Origin of the sequence: Catellatospora sp. NPDC049111, from assembly GCF_040648615.1 — a bacterium.
GTDB lineage: Bacteria > Actinomycetota > Actinomycetes > Mycobacteriales > Micromonosporaceae > Catellatospora > Catellatospora aurea.
The window spans coordinates 59,297-74,756 of record NZ_JBEZEB010000016.1; the positions used below are offsets into that span (position 1 = coordinate 59,297).

The 15,460-nt window shown below is 70.5% G+C and carries 17 protein-coding genes; 7 read left to right on the forward strand and 10 right to left on the reverse strand.

Features of this window, described 5'->3' with window-relative positions:
- Positions 1 to 5: 5 nt before the first annotated feature.
- Positions 6 to 1,022, forward strand: a complete 1,017-nt coding sequence (locus AB0B66_RS22420) for a LacI family DNA-binding transcriptional regulator (RefSeq protein WP_360532978.1) — start codon at positions 6 to 8, stop codon at positions 1,020 to 1,022.
- A 5-nt stretch (positions 1,023 to 1,027) separates the two neighbouring features.
- Here the strand turns inward: AB0B66_RS22420 and AB0B66_RS22425 are convergent, their stop codons facing one another.
- From AB0B66_RS22425 to AB0B66_RS22465, 9 genes are all read right to left on the reverse strand, one after another.
- Positions 1,028 to 1,942, reverse strand: a complete 915-nt coding sequence (locus tag AB0B66_RS22425; RefSeq protein WP_360532981.1) for a hypothetical protein — start codon at positions 1,940 to 1,942, stop codon at positions 1,028 to 1,030.
- A gap of 94 nt (positions 1,943 to 2,036) precedes the next feature.
- Positions 2,037 to 3,215 (reverse strand): serpin family protein, encoded by a 1,179-nt coding sequence (locus AB0B66_RS22430; protein ID WP_360532984.1) that lies wholly within the window; start codon positions 3,213 to 3,215, stop codon positions 2,037 to 2,039.
- A gap of 9 nt (positions 3,216 to 3,224) precedes the next feature.
- Complete coding sequence (locus AB0B66_RS22435; RefSeq protein WP_360532987.1) at positions 3,225 to 3,677, reverse strand: DUF1707 domain-containing protein; 453 nt, start codon at positions 3,675 to 3,677, stop codon at positions 3,225 to 3,227.
- A 79-nt stretch (positions 3,678 to 3,756) separates the two neighbouring features.
- Entirely contained in the window at positions 3,757 to 5,019 is a 1,263-nt protein-coding gene (locus AB0B66_RS22440; protein ID WP_360532990.1) for a hypothetical protein, read from the reverse strand.
- A 124-nt stretch (positions 5,020 to 5,143) separates the two neighbouring features.
- Entirely contained in the window at positions 5,144 to 6,334 is a 1,191-nt protein-coding gene (locus AB0B66_RS22445) for an ABC transporter permease (protein ID WP_360532993.1), read from the reverse strand.
- A complete protein-coding gene (locus AB0B66_RS22450; protein ID WP_360532996.1) occupies positions 6,303 to 6,986 on the reverse strand; it encodes an ABC transporter ATP-binding protein in 684 nt (227 codons plus the stop codon). Before AB0B66_RS22450 ends, AB0B66_RS22445 begins: the two co-directional genes overlap by 32 nt.
- On the reverse strand, positions 6,979 to 8,121 hold the full coding sequence (locus tag AB0B66_RS22455; RefSeq protein WP_360532999.1) for a hypothetical protein: 1,143 nt from the start codon (positions 8,119 to 8,121) through the stop codon (positions 6,979 to 6,981). Before AB0B66_RS22455 ends, AB0B66_RS22450 begins: the two co-directional genes overlap by 8 nt.
- On the reverse strand, positions 8,118 to 9,020 hold the full coding sequence (locus AB0B66_RS22460) for a hypothetical protein (protein WP_360533002.1): 903 nt from the start codon (positions 9,018 to 9,020) through the stop codon (positions 8,118 to 8,120). Before AB0B66_RS22460 ends, AB0B66_RS22455 begins: the two co-directional genes overlap by 4 nt.
- A gap of 119 nt (positions 9,021 to 9,139) precedes the next feature.
- Positions 9,140 to 9,517, reverse strand: a complete 378-nt coding sequence (locus AB0B66_RS22465; RefSeq protein ID WP_360533005.1) for a hypothetical protein — start codon at positions 9,515 to 9,517, stop codon at positions 9,140 to 9,142.
- A 626-nt stretch (positions 9,518 to 10,143) separates the two neighbouring features.
- Here AB0B66_RS22465 and AB0B66_RS22470 point away from each other — a divergent pair.
- From AB0B66_RS22470 to AB0B66_RS22490, 5 genes are all read left to right on the forward strand, one after another.
- Positions 10,144 to 10,629 carry a hypothetical protein gene (locus tag AB0B66_RS22470; RefSeq protein ID WP_360533008.1) on the forward strand — a complete coding sequence of 162 codons (486 nt, stop codon included), beginning with the start codon at positions 10,144 to 10,146 and terminating at the stop codon, positions 10,627 to 10,629.
- A 67-nt stretch (positions 10,630 to 10,696) separates the two neighbouring features.
- A complete protein-coding gene (locus AB0B66_RS22475; RefSeq protein ID WP_360533011.1) occupies positions 10,697 to 11,425 on the forward strand; it encodes an ATP-binding cassette domain-containing protein in 729 nt (242 codons plus the stop codon).
- Positions 11,422 to 12,702: a hypothetical protein gene (locus AB0B66_RS22480; RefSeq protein ID WP_360533014.1), complete on the forward strand. Its 1,281-nt coding sequence runs from the start codon at positions 11,422 to 11,424 to the stop codon at positions 12,700 to 12,702. Before AB0B66_RS22475 ends, AB0B66_RS22480 begins: the two co-directional genes overlap by 4 nt.
- Entirely contained in the window at positions 12,699 to 13,328 is a 630-nt protein-coding gene (locus tag AB0B66_RS22485) for a hypothetical protein (RefSeq protein WP_360533017.1), read from the forward strand. The genes AB0B66_RS22480 and AB0B66_RS22485 overlap by 4 nt, the downstream gene beginning before the upstream one ends.
- A 138-nt stretch (positions 13,329 to 13,466) precedes the next feature.
- Positions 13,467 to 14,108, forward strand: coding sequence for an N-acetylmuramoyl-L-alanine amidase (locus tag AB0B66_RS22490; protein ID WP_360533020.1), 642 nt, complete (start codon positions 13,467 to 13,469; stop codon positions 14,106 to 14,108).
- A gap of 110 nt (positions 14,109 to 14,218) precedes the next feature.
- Here the strand turns inward: AB0B66_RS22490 and AB0B66_RS22495 are convergent, their stop codons facing one another.
- The gene (locus AB0B66_RS22495) at positions 14,219 to 14,953 is read right to left on the reverse strand and encodes a methyltransferase domain-containing protein (RefSeq protein ID WP_360533023.1); all 735 of its coding nucleotides are present in this window, start codon (positions 14,951 to 14,953) and stop codon (positions 14,219 to 14,221) included.
- A 79-nt stretch (positions 14,954 to 15,032) separates the two neighbouring features.
- Here AB0B66_RS22495 and AB0B66_RS22500 point away from each other — a divergent pair, with 79 nt between their 5' ends.
- Positions 15,033 to 15,458 carry a hypothetical protein gene (locus tag AB0B66_RS22500; RefSeq protein WP_360533026.1) on the forward strand — a complete coding sequence of 142 codons (426 nt, stop codon included), beginning with the start codon at positions 15,033 to 15,035 and terminating at the stop codon, positions 15,456 to 15,458.
- Positions 15,459 to 15,460 lie beyond the last annotated feature (2 nt).

A 15,460-nucleotide genomic window follows, 5' to 3' on the forward strand; every position in this document is an offset into this window, starting at 1 on the left:
TGGCGGTGACCGGCATCAAGGAGGTGGCGCGGCGCGCGGGGGTGTCCCTGGGCACCGTCAGCAACGTGCTCAACCGCCCCGACAGCGTCGCCCCCGCCACCCGCAAAAGGGTCCTCGACGCCATCGACGAACTCGGCTACGTCCGCAACGACTCCGCCCGCCACCTGCGCGCCGGCAGCAGCCGCACCGTGGCGATCGTGGTGCTGGACGTGTCCAACCCGTTCTTCACCGACGTCGTGCAGGGCGCCGAAGCCGTCGTCGAAGCCGCCGGCGGCATGCTCGTCGTCTGCAACAGCGGCCAGGACCCCGCCCGCGAGGGCCGCCACCTGGCCACCCTAGAAGAGCAGCGGGTCCGCGGCCTGCTCATCACCCCCGTCGAGAACGGCCGCCACGACCGCCTCGAACGCCTCGTCGACCGCGGCATCCCGGTGGTCCTCGTCGACCGCGGCTCCGGTCAGCTCAACCGCTGCTCCGTCGCGGTCGACGACGTGCTCGGCGGCCGCCTGGCGGCCACCCACCTGGCCGAACTCGGCCACCGGCACATCGCGTTCGTCGGCGGGCCGACCAGCATCGCGCAGGTCGCCGACCGGCACGCCGGGGCGGCCGCCGCCCTCGCCGAACACGGCGGCGGCGTCGAGCTGGAGATGTTCGAGACGAAAGCGCTGTCGGTGACCGCCGGACGGCAGGCCGCCGAGGACATCTGCGCCCTGCCACGGGGCAGGCGGCCCACGGCGGTCTTCTGCGCCAACGACCTGCTCGCGCTCGGGGTCCTGCAAGGACTGACCATCGGCGGACTGCGGGTCCCCGAGGACATCGCCCTGGTCGGCTACGACGACATCGACTTCGCCGCCGCGGCCGCCGTGCCGCTGACATCCGTCCGCCAGCCCCGCGAGCAGCTCGGCCGCACCGCCGCACAGCTGCTGCTGGAAGAGGCCGACACCGACAATGCGCACGGCCACCGCCACGTGGTCTTCCAGCCGCAGCTGGTAGTCCGCCAGTCGACCGCCGCACCGCGTCGCTGACCTGCTCACACCCTGTCCGACGGCTGCCAGAACACCGCGGCCAGGCGCGGCACGAGCAGGCTCGGCACCGCCAGGAACACCACGTACTGCATCGGCCAGGACACGAACACCGCCGCCGGCAGCCCGTCGGGCAGCACCGGGCCGGGGAAATGGGCATACGCCCAGTGCCAGTGCACGGCGTTGGGCACCTCGAACAGCACCGACACGACCAGCGCCGCGAGCACGATCGCCGCGAACGGCACCCAGTAGCGGCCCACCGCCGCCGACACCAGCGCCCCGCTGAGCAGCGCCACCCCGGTGAACGCCAGCACCGTGTACCCGAACGGCGGCGCGACCGGGCTCGGACCCGTCACGTCGAACATGAAGCCGCGCCGGGCATACCAGCCGGCCGACAGCACCGCGAAGACGCCGAGCGCGACCACCCCGACCGGCCACGACCGCACGGTCCGCAGCACCGGCCGCCGCCGCGCGACGGCGTCGAGCACCGCCTTGGCCGCCAGATAACTCTCCACGATGAACACCCAGTACAGCGCGAACCCCGGCAGCAGCACCAGCAGGTAGAACCATGTCGTCCACCACGGGTAGTACCAGAGCCGCCCCAGCCACTGCGACACGACTTCCAGCACGAGCCCCGCCGCCACCCCGCAGCCGAGCAACCGCAACACCATCAGCGGATCCCGCACCACCAGATCCCACAGCGACGCCCCGCCGACCGCCCCGCAGATCCCCTCACCGGCGAGGATCACCCCCACCGCGAACAGCGCCGAACTCAGCCCGAGCACAACCACCGGCGCGACCGGCAGCCCGAAGATCGCCTGCTGCGGCGGCGCGAACACCCACCCCGGCACCACCACCTGCAGACAAGACGCCGCGACGAGCACCGCCCCGATCCCGATCTTCCAGACCGCCGCCCGCCGCACCCCTCCAGTATCCCGCCCCGACCACCCCACCAACCCCGACCTGCGGAAAGGAAGGGCACCTTCACATCGCCATACGTTGTGGAAGGTGCCCTTCCTAACCGGCGAAGCCGGGGCCTGGGCCGGTCTGCTGCTCGCCCTGGGCGACCCAGCCGGCGACGAGCACCAGGCCCGACGGGCGGTGCCGGGCGACGAACGCGAACGGCCGGTCGAGCAGCACCCGCACCTGCAGCGGGCGCTGCGACGACGGCGCGCTGCCGGCCCGCAGCGCGAACGCGGTCACCACCGCCGCCTCGAAACCCTCGGCGGTGAACGACGCGGTCAGGTCCTGCGCCGCCGCGCCGACGCCCAGCGGGAAGTCGCTGACCCCGGGCAGCCGCTGCGCGCGCAGGTCCGACACGGTACGCAGCCCGAACACCTCGGCGTGGGCGAGCAGGTCGTGCGACGACGCCACCGTGAACCGGGGCAGCGCGGCCAGCAGTCGGGGCGTGTCGTCGTGCCCGGACCCGAGGCCCACCGTGACCCCCGGTGCCGTGTCGCCTTCACCGAACTGCGAGCCGCGACGCGAGGGTTCCGCCGCCGGGGCGTCGACGGCCGCGGTCAGCACCGCGGCGGCCGGGGCGTCGGGCAGCCCGATGGCCAGGTCGACGTCGATGCCGTTGTCGCCCTCGACGGTCAGCACGCTGACCGGCCCGGCCCCGGTGTCGTACACGGCGAGCCGGTCGCAGTCGGTGGTGGTCCGGCGCAGCCCGGCCAGCCGCTGCCCGGCCCACGGGCCTTCAGCGGCGCTGAGCATCCCGTCGGTGAACGGGTGCGTCCAGCGGGTCCTGGCCACGAGCGCCGACGCCAGCACGAGCAGTGTCTCCGGGTTGACCCGCACCGGCATCCGGTTCAGCAAACCGTCGGTCTGCTCGCGGACCCAGGCGTCCAGCACCGCCTGCTCGGCGGCCACACCCACCGCGCCGGGCGGCAGACTGTCGCGCCACTCGGCGTGCACCTTAAGGTCGGGGCTCACCCACGCGCCGATCGCGGCCCTGAGCCCGGGTGCCGACCGCAGCAGCTCGATCACCGCGGCCGCACCTGCGGCAGCGTCGCCCGCGGGCATACCGACCGCCGCCGTCAGCTCGTCGCGGCCGTCGCCGTCCGCCGCGGGGGCGAGGTAGGCCAGCAGGGGCCATACTCCGGCCGCGGAGACGGCCGACGAACCGCCGGACTCGATCGTGGCCACCCATCGCCGCGTCAGCGCGTTCGCGCCCGCCACCGCCGTCTCGATCACGGCGACACCCTATGCCTCGTCGGCAACCACGACGCCGGTCGCCTTGCGGGTCAGCAGGTGCTCGATGTAGAGCAGGAGCACGCTCAGGGCCACGGGCACCGTGAGACTCCACCAGGCGTCGTAGACGACGCCGAGCACGATCGTCACCGGCAGTCCCAGCGCGAGCAGGATGCCGAGGGCCCAGCCGAGGGCGGTGACGTCGTCGGCGGCGGGTGCCGCAGGCGGCTGGTGGAAGAGGTCGGGGTGAGGTTCGGGGAGGTCGACGAACAGCCGGCGCAGATCGGACTCGGTTCGCGCCGTCTGGCAGGCCGCGCGGCGCTGCGTGTACTCAGCCGGGTCGAGCCGCTCGTAGCCGAGATGCTCGTCGAGGGCCAGCAGCGCAGCCTCACGCTCGGGCGCGCCGACCCTCAGATCGGAGGGCGGTCCCTCGGACCGCTGAAAGGTCTCGTCTGCGTTGGACACAGCAGGACGGTAGGCCGGTGCGGTCAGCGATGCCACCCATTACCGTCCGGTACCGCGTACGCGAGCAGGCGCAGCGCGTTCAGAGCAGCTCCCGCGGCTCGACGTGCGACGACCGCAGCGCCCCCGCCAGCGCGGACCGCAGCACGGCGGCGTCGCCGATCCCGTCGCTTGCCGCGCTCAGGTGCAGCGCGACCGTGCCGCCCGGCGTCTCGGCGACGACCGCGTTGACCCGGTCGGGCCCGGCGACCCCGGCCGGGTGCTGCATGGCCAGGTTCATGACCACCGCGTACGCGGATCCGGGCGCGGCGACGAGCGCCTGCGGCACGACACCGACGTGCGAAGCCGAGGTCACCGGATCGCCGCCGCCCAATGCTGCCTGTGCCAGGGCGCGCACGACCTTGCGCGGCAGGTACGGCACGAGCGGCAGCAGCGCGGTGAACGAGGCGTCCTGCTCCCGCCGGGCCGCCAGCGTGCGCTTCACCTCGGCGCGGACGAACGCGACGTCGCCGACCCGGTCGGCGGGCAGGTCGGGCTGCACGGTGGTGACGGCGTTGGCGGACACGTCGTCGCCGTCGCCGCGGCTGTTCACCGGCATGCCGATCAGCACCCGCCCGTCGCCGGTGACCCGTCCGGTGGTGACCGCGACCTGCGCGGCGACCGACACGAAGAGCACGTTCGACGTGCCGCCCGCGGCGGCCGCCGCGCTGTGCCACGCCCCCGCGTCGATCAGGGCCACCGCGGTGAGCGGGCGGGCGTGGGAGGTCCTCGGCGCGGGCGACATGGTGCGCCGGTCGGCTCGTGCCGCGGTGGCGGCAGCCCTGACCGCGCTCGGCAGCCCGGCGGCGGCCTGCCCGATCGCGGTGACCAGCCCGGGGCGGCGGCCCCGGTACAGGGCGGCGGCGTCGCCGTCGGCTGCGGCGAGCACGTTCACCAGGCCGATGCCGTCGGTGAGCGCGTGCGACACCACCAGCGTCACCGCGTGCCCGCCACCGGCCAGCGGACGTACGGCCAGGTGCCAGGGGTGACGGCACGGGTCGACGGGAACCTGGCCGCGGTCGTCCAGCCACGCCGTCACGGCGCTCCGCTCGACCGGGTCCGTCACGACGGCGACCTCGGGCACGGCGTCCAGCGGCCCCCAGTGGTCCCGGCCGCCGAACGCCGCCGCGGGCACGATGACCCGCCCGAGCTGCCGGGACCGGGCCAGGCGCGCGGCGAGCGCACGGACCCGATCGACGTCGGGCGGGCCGTCCGACAGCCAGCTCATCTGGGCGAGCACGACGCTGTCCAGGGCGTTCTGGGCCCGGTATGCGGCCTGGTCGAGCAGGTTGAGGGGCAGGGGCATGCACCGGACTGTAGGCGCGGCGGGACGGGGCGGACATCGGCCGATGCGAGCGCGCCGAATGACTGTTGTGCTCACCGGGTGGTGCCCGCTCGTGTCGATCCTGCTGGAGCGCCTGCGCCAGGCTTCAGGCGCTGCGCAGCGAGACCGCGGGCGCGACTCGGCTGGCCTTCCAGGAGGGGTAGGCTCCGGCCAGCGTGCCCACGAGCAGGCCCAGCGCAGGTGCGGCCCCCAGGACGGACGGCTCCAGGACCACGACCCAGCCTTTCGCCAGCGCCACCGAGGCGGTCACGTTGACGGCGACGATCGTGCCGAGCAGTCCACCCGCGAGGCCCAGCAAACCCGACTCGACGAGGAACTGCGCTGCGACGGCGCCGCGTGATGCTCCGATCGCCCTGCGAAGTCCGATCTCCGAGCGCCGCTCGAGCACCGACACCAGAGTCGTGTTCGACACCCCCAACGCGCCGATGATCAAAGAGACGAGGGCGAGGCCCAGGAACAGCGCCCGGGTGTCCGCCTCGACTCCTTGCCGGAATGTCCGTAGGTCCGGTGGGACCAGCGCCACCAGCGATCCGGGGTCCGCAGGGCTGAGGGCCAGTCGGGCTTCCCCGGCGACCTGGTCGGCGGCCCCGAGCGCGGTACGGATCACCGCCTCCGGCTGACGGAAGGCCTCCCGAGCATCGTTGCCGCACCGCTGGTATGGCACCACGACCGCGGCGGTCAGCCGTGCCTGGCCGACGGGCGCCTGGTACACGCCGAGCACGCTCACCGGGTCGCCGTCTACGTAAATCAGCTGGCCGGGCCGGGAGACGCCCAGGTCACGCGCGGCGATGCTGTCGACCAGGGCCACCTGATCGCCCCGGGTGCCGTGGCCTTCGTCGAAGACACGGCCCTGAAGCATCGTGATCCGCTCGGTGGTCAGCGCGGAAGGCTGCGCGGCAAGGAGGCTGACCCGTACGGCCATGCCGGTCGCGTGCGGGGCGGCAACCGCAGCGGCACGGTGGACGTCGTCGGATGCCTCGCACATCAGGCCGGCCGCCTCCACCCCGTTGAGCCGGAGGACGTTGTCGATCACACCGATGTCCGGCCGCGCGGCCGCGTCCGGCCAGCGCAGCGTGATGCTGGTAGCCCTCGTCGCGTCGAACTTGTCGGAGATCGCTCCTGCTGCCGTGGCGGTGACTTCGAGCGTCGCGACGGTCGCCGCGATGCCGAGGCCTACGCCGGCGGCGGTCAAGAAGGACCGGGCGCGCCGTCCGGTCACCGCATGCCAGGCCTGGGCGAAGATGTCACGCACGCTCGTGCGAGCCGCACTGGCCATCACGCACCTCCACAAACCGGTCGGTCGCATCGCGTACCTGCTGCTCGTGGGTGACCAGGACCACCGCGCGTCCAGGCGTGACGAGCTCACGAAGCAGCGTGAGCACGCCGGCGGTGTTCTCGCTGTCGAGGTTTCCCGTCGGCTCGTCGCACAGCAGCAGCGGCGGATCGTGAACGATGGCCCTGGCGATGGCCACTCGCTGTTGCTCGCCTCCCGACAGGGTGGTGGGGCGGGCACCGAGACGATGCGACAGCCCCACGCGGCGCAGTGCGTTCTCGGCAATCGCCTGCCGCTGGCCCCTCGGGCGGCCTTGGTGCACCAGCGGCAGCATCACATTGCGAACGCAGTCGAGGTGCGGAACGAGATGGAATGCTTGGAAGACGAAACCGATGTCGGTCGCCCGCGCCTTGGTGCGCTCTCGTTCGGACAGCGTGGTGACGTCCCTGCCGTTGAGTTCGACGGTGCCGCTGGTCGGGGTGTCGAGCAGGCCGAGGATGTTGAGCAGGGTGGACTTGCCTGAACCGGACGGACCGACGACGGCAACCATCTCGCCGGCATGCACGGAGAGGTTCGCGTCGCGCAGGGCGGCGACCGCGGGTGGTCCCGGAAAGACCCGTCCCACTCCGGACACGTTCAGAACGAGTTCACCCATTGCGGCTGACCACCACGCGTTCGCCCTCCACCAGTTCGCCGGTGACCGCGGCCTCGCCGCGCACACTGAGCAGCACCTTGACCGGGACCGTACGCTGCCCGGCGCCCTGCACGACATTCACGCAGACGGTGCCGTCAGTGGCCGTCCACAGCGCGGAGACGGGGACGATCAGGCTGTCCGGCTCGCTGCGCGCCCGGGTCAGCCTGATCCGCTGGGGATCTCCCGGTCGCGCCTGGACCGAGCCTGGCATCGAGAAGACCGCCTCGCGGCTCTCCGGGGTCTGACCCTCGGCAGGCTTCGTCACGATCTCCACCAGTTTCGTGTCGTTGTCCGCCGCAGGACCGTCCTCCAGGGTGATCGCCGCCGGTTCGGTGCCACCGTTCAAGAATCGTTCGGCCTCGTCGTCCAGCGGCACGAACACCCGCCAGGCTCCTGAAGCGAGTGAAGCGACGGTCCCCTCGGCGGCCCCGCCGACACGAGCCGGCAGCGCGGAGATCTGTACCGGAAGGGACGGCACGAAGACCACCTCTCCGGCCGGCAGGATCACCTGCCGGGTCGGCGCAGGCGTCCCGGCCACCGGGGCCGGCGATGCGGCTGCCTGGACCTCCGCGAAAGCCGGTTCGTAACCCACTCGCACGTACAGGCGGCGCAGGTCCGCTTCGGTGCGCGAATCGAATCTGCCGGTGCGGGGAGTGCCGTACCGCGGGCGCAAGGCTTCCTGGAGCTGTTTGACATCCGGGCCGGTCATGCCGTGCTTCAGATCGCGATAGGCCGGGAAGCTGCCCCTGAGCACCAGCATCGGACGCCCGGACACCTCGAGCAGGACGTCGCCTGACGCCACCGAGGCGCCGACCTTCTTCGCCAACCGGGTGACCACGAGCCGTGCACCCCCGTCCACCGCCGCGGGGGCAGGGACGTTCACGGTGACCGCACGCTGCAGCCGACCCTCCACGACAGTCTCGTCCGCCAGCCGGCCACGCTTGACCGGTGCCGTCACCACGGAGGGCTCCGGCGGGGCGGCCTGGGCGGCCCGCTGCGACGGGGTGTGGGCCTGACCCGCCGCATAGACGGCCGCACCCGTGGTGACCGATAGCCCGATGGCCCCGCCCAACGTCAGCAGACGCCGCCGGTTCATGCCTTCGCCAGCATTTCCTGCGCCACCGCCAGCGCCTTCGACATGAAATCGCGCCACGCGATGATGTCCACTTCATGCCGGGTCAGCACATCGCCGAGGGCACGTGCCCGGGCCTGCTGACTGGTCGCGCGCAGGTTGGTGGAGTCGGCGCACTGCGCGTCGGCCACCGCGAGCCGGATCTCCTTCTCCTTGGCTCGGTCGAGGCCCGGGCCGTCTTCCGGGCGGAGTCCCTTGTAGAACTCACCTGCCGCGGTTCGCGCATCACCGGGGTTGGCCAGGTCACGGAATTCGCGCGAGACCATACACGTCGACCACTGCTTGAGCGCATCCGACAGGTCGGCATCATTACGCAGATATTCTGACTGGATGGCCTTGAACTGGTTGGTCACCAGCCAGTTCATGCGCATGTGTTCCTGAAGGTCGCCGTAGATGGCGATCCGGGTCTCTCCGACGCAGCCGCCACGGGGACTGCTGACCTTCCCGTCGCCGAAGTCGTAGGTGATCACGTCGTGATCCATGTCGCCGAACTTGGCCCTGGTGTACCGCCCCTTCTCATCGTCCGGCAGCTTGTCCCAGGCGGTCGGCGCGGCCTTGGAGTCCGGCACCGCACGCCGGCGGGGGTCGAGGCCGTAACCGAGGAGCTGAGCCGACTCCAGCGGCGGCGACTCGAAGCTCGGTCGCGTCGAGGGAGGCCCGTCCTCGTGGTCGTACTGCGGGAAGCCCTTGTGCGCCATGCACCGCTCCACGAGGGTGTTCTCGGCGTCGAGGACCAGGCGCTTCAACTCGACACCGGCGTCATACGCGGCCTGCGCCCGCTGTGCGGCCGCGGGGTCGTTCGCCACGGATTCACTGCACGCGGCGAGAGCACCAGCCGCCAGCAGAACGCCGGCGGTCAACATTCCGGACATGCGAGACCAACGTCGTTCCATGCTCAACTCATTCGCTGTCGGTGGGGTTGCCGACCCTCGTGAATGCCGACAACCCCACGATTCACATTGACTTCAGACTATCCCGCAGATCAGCAGGTGACGTTGACCTTGCTGCTGGCGCCGTCGTTGTTGGCCCAGTAGTAGGACGCCACCTGGTAGCCGCCGTCGACGCAGATCTCCTGCCCGAAGTACTGGAATGAGGTGTACGTCGCGGCACCGGACGATCGCAGGTTACGCCAGGAGCTGTCCGCCTCGAAGATTTCCGGCGTGCTGACCGCCCAGTCCGACGTGCCCTTCGTGAAGCGGTACATGGGGCTGCTCGTGGAGAAGTCGGCGTCCTTGTAGACGCAGAAGGTGTCCGCGTAGCAGCTGCGGTCGACCGCCGCCGCCGCCGGGCTCGCCGCGAGCACGCTGCCCGCGAGACCGAGCCCCAGCGCGATCGCCGCCGCGACGGCGCGGGGCCGCACCGGGCCGCTCCTCGCGGACGTTTCGTTGATTGACATAAATCCTCGATTCAAGACCAGTGTGAAGTGATTCGCCGCCGACATCGCCGACGAATTGCACATTGCCTTGCCCCCGGGTTCAAGTTTCGCCAACGTAAGGGAAAGCGACCCGCTTCGCAATGACCTTCGTCGTTTTCGGCGGCCCTAACGGAAGCGGGGCGTCGCGTTCAACGACGATGCCCTATAGTCGCCCCTCCAGTCGTGATAGGACTCGGCCGCCGGCCGGGTATTATCATTGCAAATGCGACGTATCGATGCGACCGACCGTCGACCGCCCGGGCGATGTGGCCTTCCTCACATCTCGATGTAGATCGATCAAAGGATCCGGCGCAGCCGTTCAGCCTGCCACGGACGGCCAAGGTTTTCCCTGGTCAAGGCTGGCGCAGTAACGGCAAGCAGAGATTCCACGTCGATCCTTCAGCGGAGGGCGGCCTGTTCGAGTCCCCGCGACCCACTACCTCTGCAGAATTCCGCAAGACCTTGACAGACATGTATCCGTACGCCAGCCTGATCTACCAAATCACGGGGGTGATTCGGCGCGCGACCGTGCCAATTCGTAGATCCCCGTGCCCATTTTCAGGGGAGGGATCATGGAGAAGAGCCTCTTCGCCCGCGCCGGCCTTGCGTTGCTTGCCGGCGGCATCCTGGCATTCGGCTCGGTGTCTGCCGCGTCGGCCGCGGGCGAGTACCGGGACTGGCCGCACGGTGGTGGCTACGTCGCCGTCGCGGCCTACGGCAGCCAGGTCAACGGCAACGGAGTGTGGCGCCTGAACGACGCCGGGCAGGGGCCGCGGTCGTACCTCGACGCCAACGTCTGGTACACCAACGCCGACGACCACAAGAAGTACGCGCACTTCTGGACGCAGTTCAACACCTACGGCGCCTGGAACTCCTACGACGACGCCGAGACCGGCCATTCAAGCACCCAGTCCGCGTCGTGGCTGTACGCCAACACCGGACTCAACCTCACCGCCAGCAATCAGTTCCGGGCGCAGGCCCGGGTATGCCTGGACGTGCCGTTCCGCACTGATCCGTGCAGCGGTTGGGCCTATTCCGCGGCCAGTTACTGGAGCTGACATCTCCGGCCAGGTCGCCCTCCAGCGCGATCGGGCGACCTGGCACTTCGACCTTGAAGAAGGAAGCATGACTGAGCACGACCGGCTCGTGTGCGAGCGATTGACGAAGAGCTACCGCAGCGGATTCTGTCTCGGCCCCCTCACCATGGCAGTCGCCACCGGCGTCACCTGCCTCGTCGGACCCAACGGGGCCGGCAAGTCGACGTTCTTCCGATTGGCGGCGGGCGTGGACCGCCCCACCTCGGGTTCGATCGGCGTCATGGCGGAGAGCGGCCGAGCCGGGCTGGGCTACCTGCCGCAGGAGCCGAAGCTGCCGAACTCGGCTACCTGCGAGGAGTTCCTCCACCACGTCGCCTGGCTGCAGCGGGTGCCCCGGCAGGACCGGGCGGCCGCGGTGTCGCGGGCACTCGACCAGGTCGGCCTATCCGACCGCCGGAACACCCGGATCGGCACCCTGTCCGGTGGTATGCGTCGTCGTCTGGGCATCGCACACGCACTCGTCCACGATCCGCTGGTGCTGCTGCTCGACGAGCCGACCGTCGGACTGGACCCGCGCCAGCGCATCGCGCTGCGCGAGGCGGTCGCCGCAGTGAGCCGCGACCGCGTCGTCATCGTGTCCACGCACCTGGTGGAAGACGTGCGTGGGCTCGCCGATCGGGTCGTCATCCTGAGCGAGGGACAGGTCGCCTACGACGGTGACGTGGCGTCGCTGGAGGCACACGCCACGGATGACGCGCCCGGCGACACCGACCTGGAGCGGGCCATCGCGGTTCTCATGACGGGAGCGGGCGAATGAAAGCGAAGCTCGGGTATGCCCTCCACACGCTGGTCGGTCCGTGGCTGCTGCTGCCGGCCATCGTGCTTGAGGTCGTCGCGTTCCTGCAGCGGGGCATGCCGTGGCGCGGCGAGGGCATGTGGACCGCGGACTGGTTCGCGGTCGTGCTGTTCATCCTCGGCCCGGTCAGCGCCGGAGTCGCGGCGGTCGACGCGGCTCGGCTCACCCGACCGGGGAACATTCATCTGGTGCTGTCGGTCCCCCGGCCCGAGCGGGTGTACCTGCGCGCCGCGCTGTGGACCGCTGTGCCCCTGGCCGCGGCACACGTGGCGACCATCGCCGTGGCCCTGCTGGTCGGTGAGGTGAGGCAGCCGAGTGCCGGCTGGTGGGCGATCATGGCTTCGGCGTCGGTGCAGGTGCTGGCCATCTTCTGGTACGTCGCCCTCGGCTCCGCCCTGGGCAGGTTCGCCTCACCGCTGGTGGCAGGGCTTCTCGGCGCCGTGAGCAGCTTCGTGCTCAACTACACGCTGAGCAACGCGTTCGACAGCGACCAGCAGTTCCGCCTGCTCAAGTTCGGCGGTGCCACCATCACGCTGCTGGGGCGCACCTACAACCTCGCCTACCTCGGTGGGCAGGCGATCCTGTTGTCGCTGACCGCGCTGCTGCTGGTCACCGTGCGGCTGCGGGCGCGCTCGGGATTGCGGATTCCCTCGGCCGCGGGATGGGCGGCGGCCTGTGCCGCGGTCGGCCTGCTCGCCTTCGGGCCGGCGCTGTTCCCGAACAACCGCCAGGTCGACGTGCCGGTCCCGCCGGACGTCTGTGTGGGCGACGCTCCGCAGATCTGCCTGTTCGACGAGCACCGTCGGCATTCCGGCCTGGTCGTGCCGCAGGTGCAGCAGCTGATGGCCAGTGCGAAGGAGAAGGGCTACCACGCCCTCGTGCCGCAGCGCGTGGTGGAGCAGAGCCGGACCTACATCCCCTCCGGGCCTGACGTCCAGCGCCTCTGGCTGCCCGCCGAGGTCTACGAGCAGGGGCAGCTTCCGGTAGAACTCCTGGTGGAAAGCCTCATCGCGCCGTGGCACTGCCATGAGTTGCGTCCAGGGGTCGATCCCATGTCAGTGGATCTCGACTGGCAGGCGTACCACTCCCGGTACTTCTCCCTGTTCATGACCTGGATGCAGATCGCCGGCCATCGGCTCGACCGTCCGGTTCCGGCCGAGTTCCGGGTGCTGAACCCCGCTGAGGCCCAAGCGATGGTCGAGGACTTCCAGCGCTGCGAGCTGGACGGCCGCGGTTGAGCGACGTGTCGACGGCTCGCGCTTGGGCGTCGGTGCACGCCACCCGGCCGGCCCTGAACATCGTGGCGTTGACGGCACTCGCGTCGTGGGCCCTGGCGCAGGCGACCATCCAGGACCTCGGTGTCGTCCGATTCTTCGCCGAAGTCTCCGTGATGCTGCTGCTGCCTGCCATCGGCGGAGTCGCGGCGGCGACGGCATGCCACAACGAAGCCGGTCTTTCGCTGCCAGACCCGGCAAAGGCCGGTGCCGCCAGGCTCCTCTGGGCGATCTGCTGGACGGCGGCGGCGACCGCCGCCGCGGAGGTAGGGCAGCTGGCCGATGCACCGACCGACCCGCTGGCGACGGTACGCAACACGCTGATCTACACCGGTATCGCACTGCTCGCCGTCAGCGGCGGGTTCCCGCACATGGCGTGGTTACCGGTACTCGGCTACACCGTCGTCTGCATGATGTTCGGTTTCCCCCCGAACGAACCTCGTTACTACTGGTGGGCCGCCGTCATGGCGGCCGATGCCACGGTGTCGCAGCTTGTCGCAGCCGGATCATGGTACGGGCTCGCACTTGTCGGATACGTGTTCCGCGGTGGCGTGGCCAGGATCGGCCGCGTCGCGGGAGTGTCCGGTTAGCAGCTTCGTTCGGCAGGGTCAGCGTGCTCGCCATGGAAGAAACCGCCGTGGCACAAACTTCTTTCGTAGAACATCTTCATAGATCGATGCGCATGTAATAGATTCACGCCGTCCCGTCCTCGCCCCCCAGAGGTGAACATGAACGGCAACTCCGTACTGCGCAGACGCACCCTGCTGGCCGCGGCCGCCGGCGTGGCCGCAGCTCCCTTCGCCGCCGCCGGGCCCGCCTTCGCGGCCGGGCCCAAGATCTACCTCGACCCCGGACACGGCGGCACCGACGCCGGCGCGGTCGCCAACGGCCTGCAGGAGAAGACCCTCACCCTCAACATCGCCCTGCAGACCCGCGACATCCTCAAGGCGAGCTACACCGTCGACGTGCGCATGTCCCGCACCACCGACATCACCCGCAGCCTCGCCTACCGCACCGACGACGCCAACGCCTGGGGCGCTGCGATCTTCGTCAGCATCCACATCAACGCCGGCGGCGGCACCGGCTTCGAGAGCTACCGCTACCCGGGCGTCGGCGCCACCACCCAGCGCCTGCACAGCCTCGTGCACTCCAACGTGCTCAGCCAGATGCGCACCATCTCCTCGATCACCGACCGCGGCCAGAAGACCGCCAACCTGCACGTGCTGCGCGAGAGCAACATGCCCGCCGTGCTCACCGAGAACCTGTTCATCGACACGGTCGCCAACGCGAACCTGCTCAAGCGCGCCGACTTCATCACCGCCACGGCCCGCGGCCACGCCCGCGGCATCGCCGCCTTCCTGGGGCTCTGACGCCGATCAGGTGACCGGGCCCGGCCTCAACCTGGGCGGCCTCGACCGCCCGCACACTTCCGGCGGGGCCCGGTCCGCGCGGACCCGGTCCCGCCCGAGGATCCCGCCATTCAGACCCGGCGCGCCCGGAACACGAACAGGCGTGAGCCGTCCCCGGCCGGGCCGCCGCGCCAGTCGCCGTCGCAGACGATATCGGCGAAACCGGCCGACTCCAGCTCCTGCCGGAACCGCTCAGAGCTGCGGAAGTGCAGGACGCTCGTGTAGACCCGGTCCTCGCCGTCGGGGAAGACGTTGTGCGCGTCGAACGTCACCCGCCCGTCCTCGACCTCGGTGACGTCCAACCACTCCCGCAGCCGACCCATCGGGGTGATGCGCTCCGCGTAGGTGGCCGCCGGGCTCCAGCGTTCCCATTCGCGGTAGGCCGGGCTGCGTGATTCGAACGCAAGAACGCCACCCGGGCGCAGCGCCCCGGCGAGCGCCGTCAGCGTCGCGGGCAGCTCGTCCGGGGCGAGATGCATGATGGCGTTGCCGGTGCAGACGGCCAGATCGGCGGTGCCGGTCGGCGAAAGCGCGGTCGCGTCACCGAACATCCAGGTAACCGTCTGCGCCCCGGGCTGCGACCGGGCGAAGTCCAGCATGGTCCGGCTCGGATCGACGCCGAGCACGGTCCGCCCCGGCCGCACCAGCGACCGCGTCAGCAGTCCGGTGCCACAGCCCAGGTCGATGACCGATCGTGCGCCCAGCTCGTCGGCGAGCGCCCGGTAATAGGCGTGGTCCTCACCATCGGGATTGTCGAGGTCGTACAGCTTGACCAGTTCGACATCACGGTAGGGATCGTCGATCACCAGTGCACCATAGCGGCCGCGCATCCCTTCCAGCTCCCGATAAATGCGCCGGCCAGCTTCTTGATGGGAAGATCCGGGAGTGACCCCGCTGCCCCCGCCGGACGATCTGACCTCACTGGTCCTGCGTACCGACTTCAGCGACGACGCAGCCTGGAACAGGCTCTCGGCCGCGCTCGACGACCTCGCCGGGTTCCGAAGCGCCACCTGTGCCAGTGATCCGGCGTATGCGGGCGTGTCCGTCGAAGCACTCGTGGATGCCGACGCTTCCGCCGACGAGGCAGATAAGATCATATATCTGTTCGTGGCCGACGCCGCCACCATGACCGATGAGGAGCACCGGCTGCTGGCCGTCGACCTGTCCTCCGAACCCGGCCGGACCTTCCGAGTGCCGCCCCGCTGGTTTGCCGACGTCTCCGCCAACCTCAGCATCGCGAACATGGACTTCGCCGAGTTCGCCGACGCCACGGACGATTCCGGCACCTACCGCGGGTTCGCCGACGATTGACA